The organism is Hymenobacter sp. DG01, assembly GCF_006352025.1.
Taxonomy (GTDB): domain Bacteria; phylum Bacteroidota; class Bacteroidia; order Cytophagales; family Hymenobacteraceae; genus Hymenobacter.
Genome location: NZ_CP040936.1, coordinates 2,771,254 through 2,790,642, shown reverse-complemented (window position 1 = coordinate 2,790,642; position 19,389 = coordinate 2,771,254). Strand labels below are relative to the sequence as shown.

Here is a 19,389-nt window from a genome sequence, read left to right as displayed (position 1 = left end):
TGAGGGAGCTTATCACGCCAGAATTAGTAATTTTCAACGGGATAAAGTCCTTCGCTTTGTGTAGGATGGCAGCTGTGAGTAGTAAAATGGGCAGAGCATTGCCGCTTTGCTATACTTAAGGCAAAGCGACTCGTACAAAGCGAATTGTGTAAAGTTGTGTCCGCTTATCTTATTCGCTATGAAACGAGCCTTTTTGTTAGTTCTACTAGCCTGCGCAGCTTCCATAGGCCACGCACAGCTGTTACCCGTTCCTGGCAGCCAGAACCCTGACTGGGTACTGGAAACGGCCGATGCCCCCAAGCCCGGCCCCTCCGCGCTGCCGCTCAATACCGACCGGATGCCGAATGCAGCCCAGAAAAGTATTGCCAGCAGTGGCAACCGTCACTACTGCTGGGATGCAAAGCAGCAATTGGCGTACGAGTGGAGCAGCCGTCCGGGAGAAGTAGCGCCCGACCAACGCGTGACGGTGCGCCAGCAGCGGACTGGAACGGCCTATATCTATCGCCGACGGGTTAAGTAGCTCGCAAATCTTTAATGCTGCTGAAACAAGAAAGCGGTGAGCCGGGCGTCCGGCTCACCGCTTTCATAAATGGGCGTGCACCAGGCCTGCCTAGCTTGTCTGCTCCGGGGCTGCCGGGGCGGCCTCGGCTACGCTGAGCGGGTTGAGGTCAACATCGAAGTAGGCAATGCCATCCTCGTTCTTCTCGGCGCGGGCGTAGGCCTGGGCCAACAGGGGTAGTAAAAGCCACTCCTCATCGTCAATGGCGGCGCGTGCCTGCTCGATGCTGCTGACCGAATCAGTACCCCAGGCCAGGGGGCGGGGCTCAAAGTTCAGGTAGTACTCGCCTTTCTCATCACTTCCCCCAAACAACGACACGCAGGGCACTTGCTCGCCCACCTGGGCCGGGTGCAGCGGCAGCTGTTCGATAACAACTTCTTTCGCACCCCAGAAAACGGTGCCCCCCTCGTCCTCGTCGTCCTCGTCGCCGCTGCTGGTACGGATATCAGTCATGCACAGCATGGTGAGCGGGGCCAGATTAGTGATGATGCCCGGAATAAGCAGCCCGTTACGGTAGGCGTCGCCCCGGAGCGTTTGGGGCAGCCGGGCGGCAATGAACAGCACTGGCAACGACAGTAGAATTGGGAGGCTACCCCACCACGGGTGCCCAAACCAGCACAAGGCAATGCCGCCCGCCAGCAACACCAGCCCGGCGGTGCCCCAGTTTTTCAGCAGGTTGCGGTAGCGGTGGTGGTAAATGTCGTAGCGGCGCACTCTGCGCATGTCAGGCTCCATGTTCACGGCTCGAGAAGCCACGGAACCATTCAAAAATTGCCCAGGGTCGCCAATAGTTCTTTCCATACAGAATAAAAATAGGTGAGTTGCTATACACGGCAACGGCCCAGGCTATTGTCGGGTTACTTACCCGTTTATAATCCCTACCCCTTTATGTCCAGTCAACCCACACCCCGCGTCCTCGTTACGCCAGCCGCCGAAGCCACCATCGACCTGCTCCGGGAAGAAAACGGTCCCCTGATGTTTCACCAGAGCGGCGGCTGCTGCGACGGCTCCTCGCCGATGTGCTTTGCGGCGGGCGAGTTTCGGGTGGGGAGCAATGACGTATGGCTGGGCCAGATTCACGGCTGCGACTTCTTCATGAGCGCCGCGCAGTTCGAGTACTGGAAGCACACCCAGCTTACTGTGGATGTCACGAAAGGGCGGGGCGCAAGCTTCTCCCTGGAAATTCCGCTGGGCGTACGGTTCCTGATCCGCTCCCGCCTGTTTACCGAAGCCGAATCGGCAAATCTGGCACCAGTGTATGACGGCGAGGAGTATCCGCTGCGGGCATCGGCAGGCTGAGCTTGGAGCAAGGCTACGGAGGAGATTATCCGTGTTTGTACATGGGAAATCCGTAGAAGGGCGTAGGAAAATCCGTATTTCTGCGTCGGTAATGGGGGTTGATAGGCGCGTATCCCTAGGGGCTGCTCACAGGAGCAGGCTGAAATCCATTCTCTCACACCTCAACACCCTCTTATGTTTTACCACGATAGACAGCTCCAGTACAAAGTTCGCGTCGATAAACCTAATCCTGCATTTGCCCGCATGCTTCAGCAAGCCATTGGCGGCATTGAGGGCGAAATTCGGGTATGTCTGCAGTATCTGTTCCAGGCCTGGGGCAGCCGCGGCCCCGAGAAGTACCGCAACATGCTGCTGGAAACCGGCACCGAGAAAATCAGCCACATTGAAATGCTGGCCACGGCCGTAGCCCTCAATCTGGAGGGCGCCCCCACCAGCATGCAGGAAGAGTTTGCCAACGACAAAGTGGTAGGCGCCATCATGGGCGGCATGGACCCGCGCCACATCCTGTCTTCGGGTATGGCCGCGCTGGCGGCCGATTCCAACGGCGTACCGTTTAATGGCTCGTGGGTGGTAGGCAGCGGCAACATTGTGGCCGACATGTACGCCAACGTAGCCGCCGAAACCACAGGCCGCGTGCTGGCTACCCGCCTTTGGCACATGACCGACGACCCTGGCATGAAGGATTTCCTGTCCTTCCTAATTGCCCGCGACACCATGCACCAAAACCAGTGGATGGCCGTGATTGAGGAAAACGGCGGCCTGCGCGCCATGCCCGTGCCCAACAGCTTCCCGCAGAGCGAGGAAGTACAGGGCTTCAACTACGCTTTCGTGAGCACCTACATTGGGTCGGAAACCACCGAGGGCGGCCGCTGGACCCAGGGCACCTCGCTTGACGGACAAGGTGAGTTCCACGTAGAAAAAGCGGCTCCGCTGGGCGGTATTCCGAAACTAGCGCCACCCGTACCGGGCGCTTTCGCTCAAAAGGAGCAAATGACGGCCGTTGACTCGCTCATCGGCACCGCCGCTGCCAAGATTGAAGGCACGCTGAGCGGTAGCGGCGGCAAGCCTTCGACTGAAAGCTAAGAGCATAATCAAACCAGCTATAATACAAAGCCCCGGCCATCTTCTGGCCGGGGCTTTGTGCGTATACAAGGGACAGTAAGCAGCTACTAGAGCTAAACGTTAAAAGCTAGTTGCTGATTTTCACCGGCAGCCCTTCGAGCTGCACGTAGCTGAGCTTCCAGGCGTTTTTCTTGTTTTTCTTCCAGAGCAGGATAAAGTTGCCTTCGCCTTCGCCGCTGGGCTGGCCGGGGGCTTCGGGCAGCACTTCCGTGGAGAAGGTGCCGGCCTCGTAGGCCGTGTTGGCGTCGGTACCAGCACTGGTGCCGTAGAGCTTCAGGTCGGCAATGGTGCCGAGGGTAGCGCGCACCCACTTATCCGAAACTTCCGACTTGCCATTGTAGCGGGTTGCGCCCTGGGCGTACTGCACATCGTCGGCCAGGAGGGTGTCGAGGGCAGCAGTGTTTTTGGCGTTCCAGGCACCAATAAACTGCTGGTTGAGGCTTTTTACATCGACGGCAGCAGCGGCGTCATCTTGCTTAGGCGCCGAGCAGGAGGCCAGCAAAGCGGCACTCCCGAGCAGAAAACCAAAAAGAGGTTTCATGGGAACAGAGGTTAGGTGAGGGCTGAAAAGGGAGAGAGGTTGAGCAGCAGAAAGCCCAGGCCCGGGGGCCTGGGCTTTGAAATTACGGCCTAAGTTGGATTACCAGCTCTTGCGGCGTACTTCCGAGGTAGGATAAGCCGCGTCGCGGGCACCGTAGTTGTTGTTAGGCAGATAAGCCGAGCTCATGGACAGTGCGGCGGGAGCACCGGCCGGAGCGCCAAAGCTGTTCATCATGGCCGGAGCAGCAACGGCAGCCGGTACGGCTGCGGCGGCCAAGGCCGTGTTGTTAGACTTGGCTTTGGCAGCACCCTGGGCCAGACCAGCGCGGTAGGCAGCAGCGCGGCGCTGCTCGGCGCGGCGGGCGGCAGCTACGCGGGCCGCTTCGGCTTTGCGCTTGTTGTCGGCGTTCTTACCGATAACGTAGCCCAGACCGGCACCAGCGGCACCACCCACGGCACCACCTACTACGCGGTTTTTCTTGTTGATGATGGCACCGGCGGCAGCACCGCCCAGGCCGCCAATTACGGCACCTTTGGCGTGCGAGCTAATCTTACGATCCTGCGCAAAGCTGGTGGCAATGGCGGAGAAGAACATAACCAGGGCGAGAAGCAGACTTACCTTTTTCATGGCGAAGAGAAGTTTAGGTTCAGCGGGCCGGTTAATCCGTAGCCCTGAACTCAGTTTTACAAGCACCATGCCAATACGGGGGAAATACTAGGCAGGTTTAGCCCGGCAGTAAAGCGAATGTATGCTTGCCTCCGGGGCAGGTGAAAAGCTAAAAATATGGCATTACAGCCAATGCGCGAGGTTTTTGCGTACAGCATCTCATGGAAGAAAAATTCTTATTTCAGGTCGATAAAAATTTTTCGCTGCCTGGTTTGGGCGTGCTGCTACTGCCCAAGTCAGGGGTGCCGGAGCTGCTGGAAGTAGCCTTGCATACGGCCCTCAGAGTTAGCCTGCGCTACCCCACCGGCCACGCCGAAACCGCCATTGCTACCGCCGAGGAAATAACCCGCGCCGATGCACCGGTTATTCGGGGCCTGTTGCTCGGGCAGGGGGGCGCTGCGCCGGTGCCTCCTGGCACGCAGGTGTGGTGGACGGGTGCGGAGGTAGGCTGGGAGGAATTGATTTAGGTGGAACAGACAGGTAACAAAATGAGTATGGTGCAGAGGCAAAGCCTGCGCACCATACTCGCTTGTAAACGGAAGAATAAGATCCTAACGCAGCCAGCCGCCGGCTTCCAGCCAGTTCTGCAGGCGGTCGGTCCAGTTGTCTTTGGTGGTTTTGTTGTGCATCCCGAAGCCGTGGCCGCCCAGCGGGTACAGGTGCATTTCTGCTGGTACCTTGTGATGTAAGCAGGCCTCGTAGAATACCAGGGCGTTCTGCACTTTTACCACGTTGTCGTCCTGGGCGTGAACCAGGAAGGTGGGCGGCGTTTGGGTGGTTACCTGCAGCTCGTTGGAATAGAGCTTCACTCTATCAGCCGCCGGCTTCTCTCCGAGTAGATTAGTGCGGGAGCCCATATGCGTCAGGCTGTCGGAGAAGCTGATAACGGGGTAAATCAGCATCAGGAAATCGGGGCGCACGGAGGTTTTATCCTGGGTGCCGCCGACGGGGGTAGTGAAGTGCGTGCCCGCCGTGGAAGCCAGGTGCCCGCCCGCCGAAAAGCCCATGAGCCCCACGCGGGCCGGGTTGATACCGTACTCCGTGGCGCGCTGCCGCACCAGCCGGATGGCCTGCTGGGCATCCATCAGGGGCGTGATGGACTTGTCAGTTTGGCTGGCGTCGAGGGGTAGGCGGTACTTCAGCACGAAGGCGGTAATGCCCATTTCGTTGAAGCGCCGGGCTACATCGTGGCCCTCGTGGTCCATGGCCAACATGCCGTAGCCCCCACCGGGGCACACGATAACCGCCGTGCCGTTGGGTTTAGGCGCCTTATACACCGTGAGCGTGGGCTGCACCACCTGCGAAACGCGCGGGCTGCCATCAGGCCTCTTTGCTACGGCCTCAGTCGTTTTGCTTGGTTTGGAGTTCGGAACAGCGCCGGCATACAGGGGCAGAACAGGCTGGGTCTGGGCCATCAATAGGGAAGAAGACAGGCTAAGCAGAACGGAAAGCAGAAGGACGCGCATGGCAGCAAAGGGTTGGTTACGATGAATTACGCTGTAAGTAAGCTAGCCGCCGCCTTTTTCAGCGCCGCCGACTGGCTCCAGGTCCGGAACTGGCCGGCCAGACCTGCCGGCACCGGCTGGCCGGTCCGGATCTGCACGTCGGCGTAGGCTTCTATCAGTTTACGGGTATTGCGCAGGGGCGTGGCCGTGGGCAGCAGCGGCAGCAGGGCTTCCAGCACCTGGCGCACGGCATCATCTACCAGTGGACTGATGGCGCGGGCCTGGGCCAGGGTATCACTGAGGCGCTGCACCGGCGCAAACCCCACCGCCAGGAGCTGGCCCAGCATCTGGCCCAGGGCAGCCGGTACCAGGCGCCCCAGGTCGATGGAGGCCAGCAGGGCTTCCAGGGCTACGGCCCGCCCGGCCGGCGCGCTGTGCGTGAGCCCCAGCGCCAGCAGCAGGGTAGCCGGCTCACTGAAGAAAGGGCCGGCGGTCAGGAGTGAGTAGAGCGCAGTTTGTATTACTTCCTGGGCCGTCGTGTCGGCTTCATCGGTGCGGCCGCCCAGCCGGATCAGGTGCCAGTACAGCGGATCGGGGTTGTTCGGGAACAGGGAAAGCAGGAAGGGTAGCTCCAGCTGCAGGGAAAAGAGCGAGTACCAGCCAGTAGTTGATTTCGGCGGCTGGGCATAGTAGGAATACAACAGCAGCGGGTTGGGCAGGCCCCGCGGAACAGGGGTAGTCAGTACCATCAGCTCCTGCCACGTATTCGTTACTTCGGGTTTCTGCTTGTTCCAGCTTTGCTTGTAGGTGTGCGTCTTCTGCTCGAAGTGCCACTTGGGGTGCCAGGGCCGCGTCACGCCGTGATAATCCGGCAGGGCCGCCAGATTCGGCAGCTCCTGGTAGGGCAGGCGCGTGCGGGCGGCCACGGCCCACAGCCAGAGCAGGGCTTCGGCCAGGGGGAGTGGGGTTTCCGGGGCCGGTGTGCGCTTTAGAAACGGAATCAGCTTGCCCAGGCGCTCGGTCAGCTCGCGGGCTATAGGCTTGCTGGTGGCTGGGGCATCGGGCAGGGGTAGGGCCGCCGGCTCCGGCTCAGGGGCCAGATACCACGCAAGCAGGGCCCGCAGCTCGGGTTGCTGCAGCTGCGGCAGCAGCTGGCGGGCGGCAGCAGCATCAGTGGGGGCAGTGGCGGCCGTGCGGGTCAGGGCCATGCTGAGGTCGGCGGGGGCGGGCTCGGCGCCGGCGGCCTGGTACTCCAGCAGGCGCTGCACCAGCACGGAGGGCGCCACCCAGTGCGGGGCATGGGTTGGGGTGCTCAGCAGGGGTAGGGCGGGGCCAGCAGTTTGCAGGCGTAGCTCCAGGTCGGCTAGCCGCGCCTGCTCTACCGGCAGCAGCGGATCGGGGGCGCTGTACTGCTGGGGCTTCAGGTTCAGGCGCGGAACGTGGCGCTGCGTAAACCCCTGGTACCAGCTAATGAGCAGCGCCGTAATCAGCTCCCGGCGCCCCTGTCGGATTCCACTGAAAGAGTACACCCGGAAGTACTCCTGGATTTCGGCATCGGTTTTATTTTTCAGCTCCGAGGAGGAAACCTGCACGATGTACGGCCGCAGCTGCTGGGCGTAGTCGGGGGGGTAGTGGCCGCGCAGCCGGCCCAGGCCATCAAGCCACCGCTCCGTGGCGGCGGGGCTGTTGTCCCGCAGTACCTCGCCGGTCAGAAACAGAAGCTCGTGCCAGTCGCGGACGGGAGCACTGGCGGTAGCTTCCGCAATTTCGGGCGTAAAGTCCGGGGCCGGTGAGTAGGTGGCAGCGGCCAGCTCTGCCGCGGCTGCGGGAGGAGTGGCAGTCAGGTAGGGTCCCAGCAGGGTGCGGGTGGCCGGGGCCAGCAGGTCGGTGTAGAGGCTGATGGTTTCGGTAGTTTCGGCTACCTCTTCCGCGGTCAGCAACGGTTTTCTGGCTCCGAGAATGGTTTTGAGCAGCTTGCCGGCTCGTTCCTGCACGCTGGCATCGGCGGTGGTGAGGGCCGTGGTGCTGAGCCGGCTGAGGGCGGGCGCCAGGGTAGGGTCCTGCTTCAGCAGTTTTTCCAGGCCTCCAAACAAGGTCCGCAGTCCGGTTTTCAGGTCCTGGCGGGTAACCAGGGCGTCGGCGTAGAGCAGCAGCGCGGCGGTATCAAATGTTGGTTGCGTCCAGAGCTCCTTGAGCTGGTCAAGCGCGAAGTTGATGACCAACGGCAGCGGGTGAGCCAGCAGATCGATCAGCTCCGTTTGCCGGTCCAGGCGCTCGTCGGGGGTAGGCTGCAAGGCCAGGAACAGGTTCTTAAACCACGTCAGCAAAGGCCGCCGGAAGTCGCGGCGCAGGGCCAGCAGGCTGCGCGTGAGTACCTCAGTACGGCTCAGGTGACCCGAAGCTATGAGCTGCGGAAACAATGTCAGCCAGTTAATCAGGTCCCGGTTCTTCCCGCTGAAAGTGCTGTCAGAATCCACCTGGCTGTCAAAGTCAAAAACGAGCGGCAGGTCGCGCCGCAGCAGGGTAGCGTCTTCCTGTAGCTGCCGCAGAATCTGCTGGTCATAACCGTCGATGTCGGCTTTTTTGTGGGTGTTACGCAGCCAGTTGTAGCGGGTCAGTTGGTGAGCTACCGACTGCGCAAACAGCCAAGGGTCGTGGGCCAGTAGCCCTCGGTCTTCCAGCTCCCGCAGCTGTTTGTAGGAAATAACGGCCCACTGATTGGCGCGCGTGAGCCGCACCAGCCACTCCTGCAGCCACTCCGGCCGGGCCTGCTCCAGCACCGTCATAAACTGCTGCTGGTGGCCCTCCGGGTCCGGGCCCCGGTCAGAAAGGTGCCAGGGCAGCAAAAAGCTACGGGCCTGGGCCTCTTTGCGCGAGTACGTGGCTAGGCCGGCCAGGAACAGCATCATCTGCTGCTCTGGGCTCAGCTGGTGCCGGTACTCCCAGCGGCCCAGGCCTACTTCCGTTTTCTCGTAGCGGTCCAGCTCCCGAAGCAGGCTTCTGGTTTTCTGCCGCACCGGCACGATGTCAGATTTGCCCAGCGCCCCCAGGAAGGGTACCAGCTCCCGGCAGCTTTGGTGGCGGATGATGTGCTCGAAGGTTTCAACGGTAGTCATAGAATAGCAGGGCTTACGCAGCCGCAGATAGGGCCGCGTTTGAGCAGATAACGGGGGTAGGAAGGTTAGGCGAACTGCATTTGCGCGGCCAGAATGTGCTTGCAGGGCCCGCGCTGGCCCTGGTGCTCACTAAACCAGGGGCAGGTGCATTGGGGCGGCTGCGCCCCGCCTACCAGCACAGTGTGCCACACGCCGGTTCCGCGCACCCGGGCCTGGGTGCGGCCGCCTTCGGCCACGCCCACCAGCTGCACTCCATCGGCGGCGGCCAGCAGGGCCCGGGCGTTTTTCAGGCGCGGGTTCAGGCTCAGGATGCGTTGGGTTTTGAAGGGTAGGCGGCGGTAGAAATAATGGTTTTCAGCCAGGTCGAAGCCCAGCAGGCCCATGGCTGAGAGGCTGGCGCAGAGCTTGTCCACGGTACTGGGGTCGAGGCCGTTTTCGAGGGCGAAGAGGGTAGGGTTAAAGGTCTCGTTGCCCCGGAACAGGTTGTTGGCACCGGCAATCCACTCGGTGGGCAGTTCCTCCATCAGGGCATCCAGCTGGTTGCCTTCTCCCGAAAAGCCCCGCCACACATCCGCCGATAGGGCCAGTACAAACTGCTGCCCGCCGCCCAGCTCCAGCACAAACGCCGAGGCCTGCCCATCGGGGGTGGCGTACACGCGCAGGGCTTCGCATAGGGGCAGCAGCCCCTCCAGCAGCCGCAGCCGGTGGGCGCCGCCTACCCGCACGGAACCCGCCGTGGCCACCGGCGAGAAGCTGGGTCGCGGGCCGCGCAACACCAGGAAAACATCGGCTTTGGCGCTGCCGGCGAGTAGGCCCTGCACCAGCTGCACGGCCTGCACGCGGGTCAGGCGCAGCTTTTCTTCCATCAGAGCCAGGTAGGCCTGTACCGCAGTGAGGCCTTTAATCCAGCGCTCGGGCAGGGCTACTTTGCGCTCCGTCACGCGGCCCTCGGCCCGCTCCAGCACCACTTCTTTCTCGCCCACCGACAGCAGCACCGGCTCGGTGCGCGAAATGCGGGCCAGGGCATTCACCATGGGCTCGTTGAAATCGACGTTGGTGGTGCCGCTGCTCAGAAACTCCCCGTCCAGCGCAGCAGGCCCCAGGTCCAGGCGGGCGTACACCCCATTGCACGAGGAAAAGGCCTCGAAGCGCAACAGGCCCGCCCCTGCCGTCACGATAGGGTCGCGGAGGGCGGCGCTTTGGGGCACGAATCGTGAGGCAACAACTTTGGCTAACGTGCTTAGTCCGCGGGCCGCCAGCCAGGAGTCGCGCAGCCTACCCCAGAAAAAGCAGGAAGTACCCGATTCTACAGCATCCTCAGCAAAAGCGGATAGTAACAGTGCGTTGCCCTCCGGGCGGGCTTCCAGCGCAGAATGACGGGCATAAGCATAAGCGAAATCAGACATGCGAAGTAGGGTTGTTTGATGGCCTCAAGTTCGGAAATCTACACCGTATATACTAATATTTTTAGCATAAGGTTGTCTGCCTGTTCTATCGTTTTAGCTACTGATTTTAGTAAGTCAAGGGTCTCAAGCAGTTCGTTCAACAGGGCCTACTCACTGATAAATAGTGTCAGCGGTAAGGTAGCTATAGATGGGCGTAGGCCAGCGTTACCAAACGAAAAGCCCCAGTAGAACCGACAGCTCACCTGAAGGAGTGTCGGCCACTGGGGCTTTGGGTTGCTACAAGCAACAGGCTGCTGTAGCTGGAGTGGCTTAGGCCGGGCTGGGCGCGGGGGAGTGGTTGCCTTCACCGGGGCCTTCTTCCTTCGGGCCGCCGTGCTCCTCATCGGGCTTGTAGTTGGCTTCCAGCTCGGCCAGCTTCTCTTTGCCATAAGCAAAGCGCGTGATGAGCACGTACAGCACCGGCACGATGAAGATGGCCAGCAACGTAGCCGAAAGCATGCCGCCGAGTACCGTCCAGCCGATGGTCTGGCGGCTTTGGGCGCCGGCCCCAGAGGCAAACACCAGCGGCAGCACGCCCAGGATAAAGGCCAGGGAGGTCATGACGATGGGGCGCAGACGCAAGCGCACGGCTTCCAGGGTCGCCTCCACCAGGGGCATGCCTTTGTCCACCCGCTCTTTGGCGAATTCGATAATCAGAATGGCGTTTTTGGCCGACAAACCAATCAGCGTGATCAGACCGATCTGGGCATAGACGTTGTTGGTGAGCTTGGGCAGGAAGGTAAGCGCCAGAATAGCCCCGAAGGCCCCTACCGGCACGGCCAGCAGCACCGAGAACGGCACCGACCAGCTTTCATACAAAGCCGCCAGGAACAGGAACACGAAGGCCAAAGACAGGGCGAAGATGTACACCGTCTGGCCGCCGGCCAGCAGCTCTTCCCGCGTCAGACCCGAAAACTCGAAGCCGTAGCCCTGGGGCAGGCTCTGGGCAGCCGTTTCCTGCAGGGCCTTAATGGCGTCGCCGGAAGAGTAGCCAGGGGCCGCGTTGCCGTTGATTTCGGCGGAGCGGAACAGGTTGTAGTGCGAAATCAGCGGGGCCGACTCGGTGCGCTGGTAGCTGGTGAGCGTGCTCAGGGGCACCATGCCGCCCGAGGAGTTGCGCACGTAGTACTGGCCCAGGTTGCTGATGTTGGTGCGGTACATGCTGTCGGCTTGGGTTACTACCCTAAAATTGCGGCCGTACACCGTGAAGTCGTTCACGTAGGCCGAGCCCAGGTACGTGCGCAGGGCCGTGCCCACATCGGCAATGGATACGCCCAGCTTCTTGGCTTTCTCGCGGTCAATGGTGAGCTGGTAGCCGGGCGTGTTGGCCGTGAAGAACGAGAAGGGAGCCGCAATTTCGGGGCGCTTGCGCAGGGCCCCCAGGAAGTTCTGGAGTTGGGCATCGAAGTTCTTGATGTCGCCGCCGGCCTCACGCTCCTGCAGAATAAACGAGAAGCCGCCTGTGTTGCCCAGGCCCGGAATAGCGGGCGGCGAAATCACGACGATATTGGCTTCCTTTAGGTGGCTCAGGCGCTGCTGAATGGTGGCAATCAGGCCCTGAAGCTGCAGCTCTTTGTCTTTGCGCTCTTCCCAGGGCTGGAGCTGGCAGAACACCGTGCCACTGTTGGATTTGGAGGAGAAGTTTACCGCGTTCAAACCACCCAGGCCCGCGTAGTGCCGGATGCCCTTGATCTGGCTCAACTCCTTCATGATGGCATTCAGGGTGCTTACCGTGCGCTCTGTGGCGGCGGCCTCAGGCAGGTTGAAGGTGATGATGACCCGGCCCTCGTCCTCGGTGGGGATAAAGCCGCCGGGCTTTTTAGCGAACAGCAGGCCCGTGCCGGCCACGATGCACACCAGAATAATCACCACGAAGCGGGAGTGCTTGATGCCGCGCTGCACGCCGTTGCCGTACCTGCTGGTCACCTTGTCGAACCAAGTGTTGAACTTGTAGAACAGCCGGTCAACACCCCGGGAGTTCTCGTCGCGCTTGTGAGGCTTGAGCAGCAGCACGCACAGGGCCGGTGTGAGCGAGAGGGCCACAAAGGCCGAAATCAGTACCGAAATGGCAATGGTAATGGCAAACTGCTGGTACAAACGGCCCGTGATGCCCGGAATAAAGCCCACCGGCACGAACACGGCCGCCAGGATAAGCGCAATGGCAATTACGGGCGCCGAAATTTCGCGCATGGCCGCCAGCGTGGCATCCAGGGGGCTCATGCCCCGCTCGTTCATGTTGTGCTCCACGGCTTCTACCACCACAATGGCGTCATCGACCACAATACCAATGGCCAGCACGAAGCCGAACATGGTGAGCGTATTGATGGTGAAGCCCAGCGGAATGAACATGATGAAGGTACCGATGATGGATACCGGAATAGCCAGCACCGGAATGAGGGTGGAGCGCCAACTCTGCAGGAACAGGTACACTACCACAATTACCAGAATCAGGGCTTCTACCAGCGTGTGCAGCACTTCCTCAATGGATACCTTCACTACCGTAGCGGCCTCGAAGGGCACCACGTAGTCCAGGTCGGCGGGGAACTGCTGCTTGAGTTGGCCCATGGTGGTCAGCACGTTTTCATAGGTTTCCAGAGCGTTGGCGCCAGGGGCCTGGTACACCAGCAGGTAGGCGGCGCGCTTGCCGTCCACGTAGGAGTTGTTGGCGTAGTTGAACTTACCCAGCTCCAGGCGGGCTACGTCCTTGAGATACACCACGGAGCCATCTTCGGGCCGGGTTTTCACCACAATGTCCCCGAACTCGTCGGTGGTGGTCAGGCGGCCCTTCACGAACACGATGTACTCGAAAGTCTGGCCGCGCTGGGAGGGCGGCGCCCCAATGGAGCCCGCCGCAATCTGGGCGTTCTGCTCCTGAATGGCCGCCGTTACTTCCTGAGCCGTTACCCCCAGCTGGGAAAGCCGGTCGGGGTTAAGCCACACGCGCATCGAGAAGTCATCGGCCCGGCTCACGATGTCGCCTACCCCCTTGGTACGCAGCAAGGCGTCCTTGATGAACACGTTGGCGTAGTTATCGAGAAAGGTGCTGTTGTGCGAGCCGTTGGGGGCGTACAGGGCCACCAGCATCAGAATGCTGGGGTTACGCTTGCGCACTACCAGGCCCAGGCGCTGCACTTCCTGGGGCAGGGTAGGCTGGGCAATGCCCACGCGGTTCTGCACGTCCAGGGCGGCAATGTTGATGTCGGTGCCTACCTCGAAGTTCACCGTCATGCTCATCTGCCCGTTGCTGGTGCTGTTGCTTTGCAGGTAGGTCATGCCGGGCGTGCCGTTCACCTGCACTTCCACGGGCGTGGCTACCGTCTGCTCCACCGTTTGTGCATCGGCACCGGTATAAGTGCCGCTCACCGACACCGTGGGCGGCGTGATTTCCGGATACTGGCCTACGGGCAGGTTCAGGATGGCCAGCACCCCCACCATCACTATCACCAGGGAAGTGACAATGGCCGTGACGGGGCGCCGGATAAAGGTTTCTGCAATCATATAGCTAGGCGGTTAGCTGAGAGCAGGCTGCTCTCAGCAAATTCAGAGGGTCATGTTGAGCTGGTTGAGACATCTTGCTCGAATTGTTGGGTAGTACTTCAACGTCAGCACGCGAGGTGTCTCGACCAGCTCGGCATGAGGGGCTCTTGTATTCTTATTTCTTGGCGCCGCCACCCGCGGCCGGGGCTCCTGCACCGCCCTGGGCCTGGGCGGGCGGGCCGGTCTGGATTTTGCCGCCGTCGCGCAGGCGCTGCAGGCCTTCGGTTACTACCTGGTCGCCGGACTTAATGCCCTCCATGATGACGATCTGGTCGCGCAGGCGCGGGCCCAGCTGCACTTTGCGCTGGTAGGCCTTGCTGCTGTCGCCGGCAATGAAGACGAAGTTTTCGCCCATTTGCTCTACCACAGCTTTGTAAGGCACCACCAGGCGGTGGCCCGACTGCCGGTTGAGTACGCGCAGGACGGTGCTCATGCCATCCTTCAGCTGGCGCTGCGGGTTGGCAAACTGCACCCGAATCTGGACGGTACCGGTCTGCTGGTTTACGCCCCGGTCGATGGCCAGAATTTTGCCCGGCTGGTTGTAGGGGGTGCCATCGGGCAGCACCAGGCGGAAGGTAGAGTCGGCGGCACCCGCGCTACCCCGGCGCTGCAGGTCGTTGAAGCGCGTGAGGTCCGATTCGGTCACCACAAAATCAACCCCCATCGGGTCTTCGCCGCTGATGGTATTGAGCAGGGTAGAGCCCGGGCTGACCTGGGAGCCCAGCCGCACCTGCGAAATGCCAATCCGGCCCGTAAAGGGCGCCTTAATCAGGGAGTAGTCCAAGTCAGTGCGGGCCGCCGAAACGCCGGCCTGGGCCTCGGCAATCTGGCTCTGGGCGGTAGCGTAGGCCGTGCGGGCGTTGTCCACGATCTGACGGGCCACAGCGTCCTGCTCCAGCAGCCGCTCGTAGCGGTTCAGGTTTACGCGGGCGTTTTCGGCCGTGGCCTGGGTACTGCGCAGGCCCGCCAGGGCCTGCTGGTACGCGGCCTGGTACTTGCGGCGGTCAATTTCATAGAGGGTTTTGCCCTTGGTCACTACCTCGCCTTCCTTGAAGAAGAGGTTGGTGATGAAGCCCGCCACCTGGCTGCGCAGCTCTACGCTGTTGATGGCTACCACGGTGGCGGGGTACTCATCGTAATACACCGCATCGGTTTCGCGGGCGGCTACCAGGGTTACGGGCGTGGCCGGGGGCGGCCCGGCCGGCTTTTCGGCCTCTTTGTTGCCGCAACTGGCCGCCGCAAACAGACCGGCGGCGTAAGACAAGGCAAGAATTGTGTTTTTCATATCGGGGTAAGCAGGAGCGGCGGAAAGGATGCGAGGCGTTTTTTAGGGTAGGAGGGCAGAAGGTATTGTTCAGGAAAGAGGGGTAGGCGGTGAAGCGGTGGCAGCACTTACCTTTTACACTCTACCCCCGCTCAATTCCTACCTTCACACCCCCACGCCCTCATGCCCTTAAAAACTGGTTGGCAAATTGCCCTGGGCGCGCAGTAAATCAACTTTGCTGCTCAGCACCTGAAACAGGGCGCTGTAGTAGTTGAGCTGGGCCGTGCGCAGCGTGGTCTGGGCCACAATCACGTCGAGGTAGGTTTTGATGCCTTCCCGGTACTGAAGGTCCACCACGGAGTACACTTCCTTGGACAGGGCCAGGTTGAGCTGCCCAATGAGGTAGTCGGCGTAATAGCCCTTGTAGCTGGCCAGGGCCTGTTCAAACTCGGTGTTGATGCGGTTGCGGGTGGCCAGAATGTCCTGGTCGAGGCGCTGGTCGGTGAGCCGTTCGCGGCGCAGGTTCTGGAGGCGGCGCAGGCCCTGGAAAATGGGCAGGCTCAACTGCAGCCCGGCATAGGAGTTGGGTAGGCGCTGGTTGTAGAGCGTGCTGATTTCGTTGCTCAGAAAAGCCGCGTTGTAGTTGCCAAATGCCGACAGTGAGGGCAGGAAGCCCCAGCGGTAGTAGCTGATTTGGGCGGCCTGCAGGGCCTTTTGGGTTTGCAGCTGCTGCAGCTCAATGCGGTTGGCCGGGTCCAGGGCCATGGCCGTATCTACGGCCGCGTCCCGCATCAGGCGCAGCGTGTCGTACTGCAGCGTCAGGGGCTGCTGGCCGCTCAGGCCCATCAGCTCCCGCAGGTACGCCGACTTCGCCTTGATGGCCTCCTGAGCCTGCTTGCGCGCCGCCACGGAGTTGTTGAGCAGAATCTCGGCCTGCTTATAGTCGGTTTTGTCCACGATGCCGGCCTCGTAACGTGCCCGGGCGTCCTTGAGGCTGCGCTGCAGGCGCACGATGTCTTCATTGAGGACATCCAGCTGGCGCTGGGAAAGCAGCACATCGTAAAACGCCTTGCTTACGTCGGTTACCACATCAATGCGCACGCCTATCGTGTTCTGCTGATAGAACTGCCTCGAGGGGCGGGCCGAGCGCAGGGCCAGGCGCACATCGTTGTTGTACAGGGCCTGGGTGGCTGCCAAGCCTACGGTGGAGGTGTTTTTCAGGCCGATCTGGCGCGGTACGTTCACGCCTTCGGCGTTGGGAAATACGGTGTAGGGCAGCTGGAAATAATGCTGCCCCGTGGCGTTAAGGCCTACTTGGGGCAGCCAGCCAGCCAGCCCAATGCGTATGGAAGCCTCGTTGGTTTCCTCATCGAGGCGGGCCTGGCGGATCACCGGCTGGTTTTGCAGGGCGTATTGCAGGCACTGCTCCAGCGTGAGGGAGCTGGGGGGTGGCGGAGGGGAGGTAGGCTGTGCCTGCAGCCAGGCTGGGGCAAGCAAAAACAGCCCAAGCAGCAAGTGGAGCGCCCTTTTTGTTTGTTTCATATTCGGGGTAAAGCAGCTACTGCACTACGTAGCCATCGCACGGTAGGCCGCTGTTGGCAGCAGCCAGAAGGCCAGACATCAGGCGCAAGGACGCGGCTTTGCGCGGCCACGCTGCCTGAAATGTGGTGTTTGAAGGGAAAAAAAGAGAAGCTTCCTGAAACTCAGTATAGTACTCATCCGGGATTCTTTAAGACGAATAAAATTATGATTTCAGGATTACAAGGCTGATAAACAAGGGTCGGGCCGAAAGGTTATGTAACCTGCGGAAATAAAATCCTACCTCAACAGCTAGCACCCGACCAAAAGCCCCCGCCGCCCGGTGCGCGCAGTGCCGCTGCCCCAGCGGCGGCCGAAGGGGGTAGGGGGTACCTCAGCACCTGACTAGCCGGGCCGGAAATAACTATTCCAGCTCCGTTACCGTCACCAGCACATCGGTGTTGCGGCCGTGGTCGTCGGCGCAGGAAATTTTCAGGGGGCCAGGTGCCGGCCGGAAAAACACCCGCTCCGTGGCCGCCGCCGTACGCAGAAACCGGTCGTTGACGTACCAGTGCACCTGGCGCACCTCATTGTCGGTGGTGCAGCTGAGCAGCAGCTGTTGCTGCTCGTGGCGGTTGAGGACGTACTCGGTGTTGGGGGTAGGGGAAGTGATGGTGGGGGCCCGCTCCGCGCCCCCGCTCACCCGCTGGCATTGCGGGTTGTGCGGGGGTAGGCGGCGGTACGGGATGCCCTGGGCTTCCTTGTAGGCGGCCACCTCCGGCAGCAGGTTGGGGTACAACTCCCGCCGAAACCCGGCCGCTGGCGCACAGGCCCGGCAATAGGCGCTGCTGCCATCGGCCGCTACCAGCACCTCGCGCTGGTGCTGGCACCGCTGCCCGCTGCTTACACCCGGCAGGAAATAGTCAATAACCTGATCCGGACAGTTCTCGCCCGGTACCCGGCCCGATTCGGCACACACCAGCCGAAAATCCAGGGCGGCCGGGGGTACAAACCAATCGTTGGGGGAGTTATACGCCAGGGCGTTGAATAGGTCGAACAGTAAGGGGGTAGCCACGTCGGAGCCCGTGAGGGCGGGGCTGCCCTGGCCGCTGAAGTTGCCTACCCACACCCCAATGGTGTACTGCCGGTTGTAGCCAATGCTCCAGGCATCGCGGCGGCCGTAGCTGGTGCCGGTTTTCCAGGCCACTTTGGGCAGCCGCATACTGCTGGCCGCGCCCAGGGGCAAATCGGGGCGGGTAAGCTGGGCGAGGATGTCGGTGACCAGGAAGGCAGCGGCGGGGGAAATGAGCTGTTGGCCGCGCGCCTCACCCCCCGGCCCCCTCTCCTTCAGAGAGGGGGAGTCTGACGCAGGTGGCAGAACGGAATCGTTCGGCTCCCCCTCTCTGAAGGAGAGGGGGCCGGGGGGTGAGGCAACCAAAGCCAATTTCTCATACGGCCCGCCCTCGGCCAGGGTCACGTACAGGTTGGTCAGCTCTTCCAGGGAAGCACCGCAGCCGCCCAGAATGCTGCTCAGACCCAGGCGAGCCCGGTTACGGGTAATGCTTCGGAAGCCAGCCTGGCGGAGTTTGTCGGTGAAAGTGGGTACGCCCAACTGGTTGAGCACGCGCACGGCTGGGATGTTGAGCGAGTAGGCCAGGGCGCGCTCCAGCGTTACTTCGCCGTTGCAGCGCTTATCGAAGTTCTCGGGACGGTAGCCCTGGAAGTTGGTGGGCACATCGGGCAGCAGCAGCTTGGGCGTTACCAGGCCCCGGTCCAGGGCCAGGGCGTACAGGAACGGTTTCAGCGTGCTGCCCGGCGAGCGAACCGCTACTATCCCGTCGTTCTGGCCCTGGCTCCCGAAGTCGCGGAAATCGGCTGAGCCTACGTACGCCTCTACCTGGCGGGTGCGGTTGTTCACCACCAGCACGGCGGCCTGGCTGATGCCCAGCTCCCGGAGGCGGCGCACGTAGCCCAGCGTAAGGTCTTCGGCCCGGGCCTGCTTGCTGCGCTGCAAACTGCTCCGGATGATGGCCCGGCCCGGAAACTGCCGCACCAGCCGCCGCGAAAGGTGGGGGGCCAGCCGGGGCGCGGGATGGCGCCGTACGTCCAGGGGTTCCAGCAAGGCATCGGCTACCTCTTCCCGGGAGAAAAGGCCGGCCTCGCCAAACCGCTTCAGCCACCGGTTGCGCTCCTGCAGTACGGCCGCGTTGTTTTTCCCCAGCACCAAGCCTCTAGGCCGGTTGGGGATGATGGCCAGGGTCACGGTCTGGGCCAGGGAGAGGTAATCGGGCGTTTGCTGGAAGTACAGCAGGGCCGCCGACTTCACGCCCTCCACGTTGCCGCCGTAGGGCACCAGGTTCAGGTAAAGCTGCAGAATCTCATCCTTACTATAATGCAGTTCCAGCTGCGTGGCGCGCAACATTTCCAGCAGCTTGTTGCCGAAGGTGCGCTCCTTGGGCTCCAGCAGGCGGGCCACCTGCATGGTAATGGTACTGGCCCCGGTGGTGCGGCCCGTGCCAAATGCGTTGCGGGCGGCCGCCTGCAGCAGCGCCACCGGGTTTACCCCCAGGTGCCACCGAAACCATCGGTCTTCCTTCTCCATGATGGCCTTGCGCAGCACGGGTGTAATCTCGCCCAGCTCGGTTTTCATCCGCCACTTCTGGGTGGGGTTGAGGTAGGCGTGCAGCACCGAGCCATCGGTGGCCATCACTATGGGCGAGTATTGGGGGGTAGGCGGCAGCGGGAAAAGCAAGTCCAGGCCCCCGACCAGAGCCAGGAACAGCACTACCCCCGTAAGAACCTGTAAAGCGCGTTTCATGCAGCCCGCCAGCCCGCGGCATACGGCCACGGCTTAGGGGTAGCAAGATAGAAAGCCGG

14 protein-coding genes are annotated in these 19,389 nt (G+C 61.7%); 4 read left to right on the top strand and 10 right to left on the bottom strand.

Annotation, left to right across the window (positions count from 1 at the left end; translation table 11 throughout):
- The first annotated feature begins 178 nt into the window (after positions 1 to 178).
- On the top strand, positions 179 to 520 hold the full coding sequence (locus FGZ14_RS11745) for a hypothetical protein (RefSeq protein ID WP_139924449.1): 342 nt from the start codon (positions 179 to 181) through the stop codon (positions 518 to 520).
- Between the two features lie 90 nt (positions 521 to 610).
- Here FGZ14_RS11745 and FGZ14_RS11740 read toward each other — a convergent pair whose 3' ends face one another.
- The gene (locus FGZ14_RS11740) at positions 611 to 1,315 is read right to left on the bottom strand and encodes a DUF3239 domain-containing protein (protein WP_180754335.1); all 705 of its coding nucleotides are present in this window, start codon (positions 1,313 to 1,315) and stop codon (positions 611 to 613) included.
- Positions 1,316 to 1,447: 132 nt separating this feature from the next.
- Between FGZ14_RS11740 and FGZ14_RS11735 the strand changes: the two genes are divergently transcribed.
- Complete coding sequence (locus tag FGZ14_RS11735) at positions 1,448 to 1,858, top strand: DUF779 domain-containing protein (protein ID WP_139924447.1); 411 nt, start codon at positions 1,448 to 1,450, stop codon at positions 1,856 to 1,858.
- A 174-nt stretch (positions 1,859 to 2,032) separates the two neighbouring features.
- Positions 2,033 to 2,941 carry a manganese catalase family protein gene (locus tag FGZ14_RS11730; RefSeq protein WP_139924446.1) on the top strand — a complete coding sequence of 303 codons (909 nt, stop codon included), beginning with the start codon at positions 2,033 to 2,035 and terminating at the stop codon, positions 2,939 to 2,941.
- 106 nt (positions 2,942 to 3,047) lie between these two features.
- Here FGZ14_RS11730 and FGZ14_RS11725 read toward each other — a convergent pair whose 3' ends face one another.
- Together FGZ14_RS11725 and FGZ14_RS11720 are read right to left on the bottom strand one after the other, a co-directional pair.
- Positions 3,048 to 3,521, bottom strand: coding sequence for a nuclear transport factor 2 family protein (locus FGZ14_RS11725; RefSeq protein WP_139924445.1), 474 nt, complete (start codon positions 3,519 to 3,521; stop codon positions 3,048 to 3,050).
- Positions 3,522 to 3,620: 99 nt separating this feature from the next.
- Positions 3,621 to 4,148, bottom strand: a complete 528-nt coding sequence (locus FGZ14_RS11720) for a YMGG-like glycine zipper-containing protein (protein WP_110978724.1) — start codon at positions 4,146 to 4,148, stop codon at positions 3,621 to 3,623.
- A 200-nt stretch (positions 4,149 to 4,348) separates the two neighbouring features.
- Between FGZ14_RS11720 and FGZ14_RS11715 the strand changes: the two genes are divergently transcribed.
- Complete coding sequence (locus FGZ14_RS11715) at positions 4,349 to 4,654, top strand: hypothetical protein (RefSeq protein WP_139924444.1); 306 nt, start codon at positions 4,349 to 4,351, stop codon at positions 4,652 to 4,654.
- Between the two features lie 84 nt (positions 4,655 to 4,738).
- Here FGZ14_RS11715 and FGZ14_RS11710 read toward each other — a convergent pair whose 3' ends face one another.
- The 7 genes from FGZ14_RS11710 to pbpC form a co-directional block, all read right to left on the bottom strand.
- Entirely contained in the window at positions 4,739 to 5,653 is a 915-nt protein-coding gene (locus tag FGZ14_RS11710; RefSeq protein ID WP_139924443.1) for an alpha/beta hydrolase, read from the bottom strand.
- A 26-nt stretch (positions 5,654 to 5,679) separates the two neighbouring features.
- Positions 5,680 to 8,748, bottom strand: a complete 3,069-nt coding sequence (locus FGZ14_RS11705; protein WP_139924442.1) for a DUF6493 family protein — start codon at positions 8,746 to 8,748, stop codon at positions 5,680 to 5,682.
- 65 nt (positions 8,749 to 8,813) lie between these two features.
- Positions 8,814 to 10,154, bottom strand: coding sequence for an SWIM zinc finger family protein (locus FGZ14_RS11700; protein ID WP_139924441.1), 1,341 nt, complete (start codon positions 10,152 to 10,154; stop codon positions 8,814 to 8,816).
- A 309-nt stretch (positions 10,155 to 10,463) separates the two neighbouring features.
- A complete protein-coding gene (locus FGZ14_RS11695) occupies positions 10,464 to 13,691 on the bottom strand; it encodes an efflux RND transporter permease subunit (protein ID WP_139924440.1) in 3,228 nt (1,075 codons plus the stop codon).
- Positions 13,692 to 13,845: 154 nt separating this feature from the next.
- Entirely contained in the window at positions 13,846 to 15,015 is a 1,170-nt protein-coding gene (locus tag FGZ14_RS11690) for an efflux RND transporter periplasmic adaptor subunit (RefSeq protein ID WP_139924439.1), read from the bottom strand.
- 168 nt (positions 15,016 to 15,183) lie between these two features.
- Positions 15,184 to 16,536 (bottom strand): TolC family protein, encoded by a 1,353-nt coding sequence (locus FGZ14_RS11685; protein ID WP_139924438.1) that lies wholly within the window; start codon positions 16,534 to 16,536, stop codon positions 15,184 to 15,186.
- A 400-nt stretch (positions 16,537 to 16,936) separates the two neighbouring features.
- A complete protein-coding gene (pbpC, locus tag FGZ14_RS11680; RefSeq protein ID WP_139924437.1) occupies positions 16,937 to 19,330 on the bottom strand; it encodes a penicillin-binding protein 1C in 2,394 nt (797 codons plus the stop codon).
- Between the last annotated feature and the right edge of the window lie 59 nt (positions 19,331 to 19,389).

What these genes read in the sequence shown, in the direction of transcription:
- FGZ14_RS11745 (WP_139924449.1), top strand. Translation starts at nt 179, where the DNA reads ATGAAACGAGCCTTTTTGTTAGTTCTACTAGCCTGCGCAGCTTCCATA.
- FGZ14_RS11735 (WP_139924447.1), top strand. Translation starts at nt 1,448, where the DNA reads ATGTCCAGTCAACCCACACCCCGCGTCCTCGTTACGCCAGCCGCCGAA.
- FGZ14_RS11730 (WP_139924446.1), top strand. Translation starts at nt 2,033, where the DNA reads ATGTTTTACCACGATAGACAGCTCCAGTACAAAGTTCGCGTCGATAAA.
- FGZ14_RS11725 (WP_139924445.1), bottom strand. Translation starts at nt 3,521, where the DNA reads ATGAAACCTCTTTTTGGTTTTCTGCTCGGGAGTGCCGCTTTGCTGGCC.
- FGZ14_RS11720 (WP_110978724.1), bottom strand. Translation starts at nt 4,148, where the DNA reads ATGAAAAAGGTAAGTCTGCTTCTCGCCCTGGTTATGTTCTTCTCCGCC.
- FGZ14_RS11715 (WP_139924444.1), top strand. Translation starts at nt 4,349, where the DNA reads ATGGAAGAAAAATTCTTATTTCAGGTCGATAAAAATTTTTCGCTGCCT.
- FGZ14_RS11710 (WP_139924443.1), bottom strand. Translation starts at nt 5,653, where the DNA reads ATGCGCGTCCTTCTGCTTTCCGTTCTGCTTAGCCTGTCTTCTTCCCTA.
- FGZ14_RS11705 (WP_139924442.1), bottom strand. Translation starts at nt 8,748, where the DNA reads ATGACTACCGTTGAAACCTTCGAGCACATCATCCGCCACCAAAGCTGC.
- FGZ14_RS11700 (WP_139924441.1), bottom strand. Translation starts at nt 10,154, where the DNA reads ATGTCTGATTTCGCTTATGCTTATGCCCGTCATTCTGCGCTGGAAGCC.
- FGZ14_RS11695 (WP_139924440.1), bottom strand. Translation starts at nt 13,691, where the DNA reads ATGATTGCAGAAACCTTTATCCGGCGCCCCGTCACGGCCATTGTCACT.
- FGZ14_RS11690 (WP_139924439.1), bottom strand. Translation starts at nt 15,015, where the DNA reads ATGAAAAACACAATTCTTGCCTTGTCTTACGCCGCCGGTCTGTTTGCG.
- FGZ14_RS11685 (WP_139924438.1), bottom strand. Translation starts at nt 16,536, where the DNA reads ATGAAACAAACAAAAAGGGCGCTCCACTTGCTGCTTGGGCTGTTTTTG.
- pbpC (WP_139924437.1), bottom strand. Translation starts at nt 19,330, where the DNA reads ATGAAACGCGCTTTACAGGTTCTTACGGGGGTAGTGCTGTTCCTGGCT.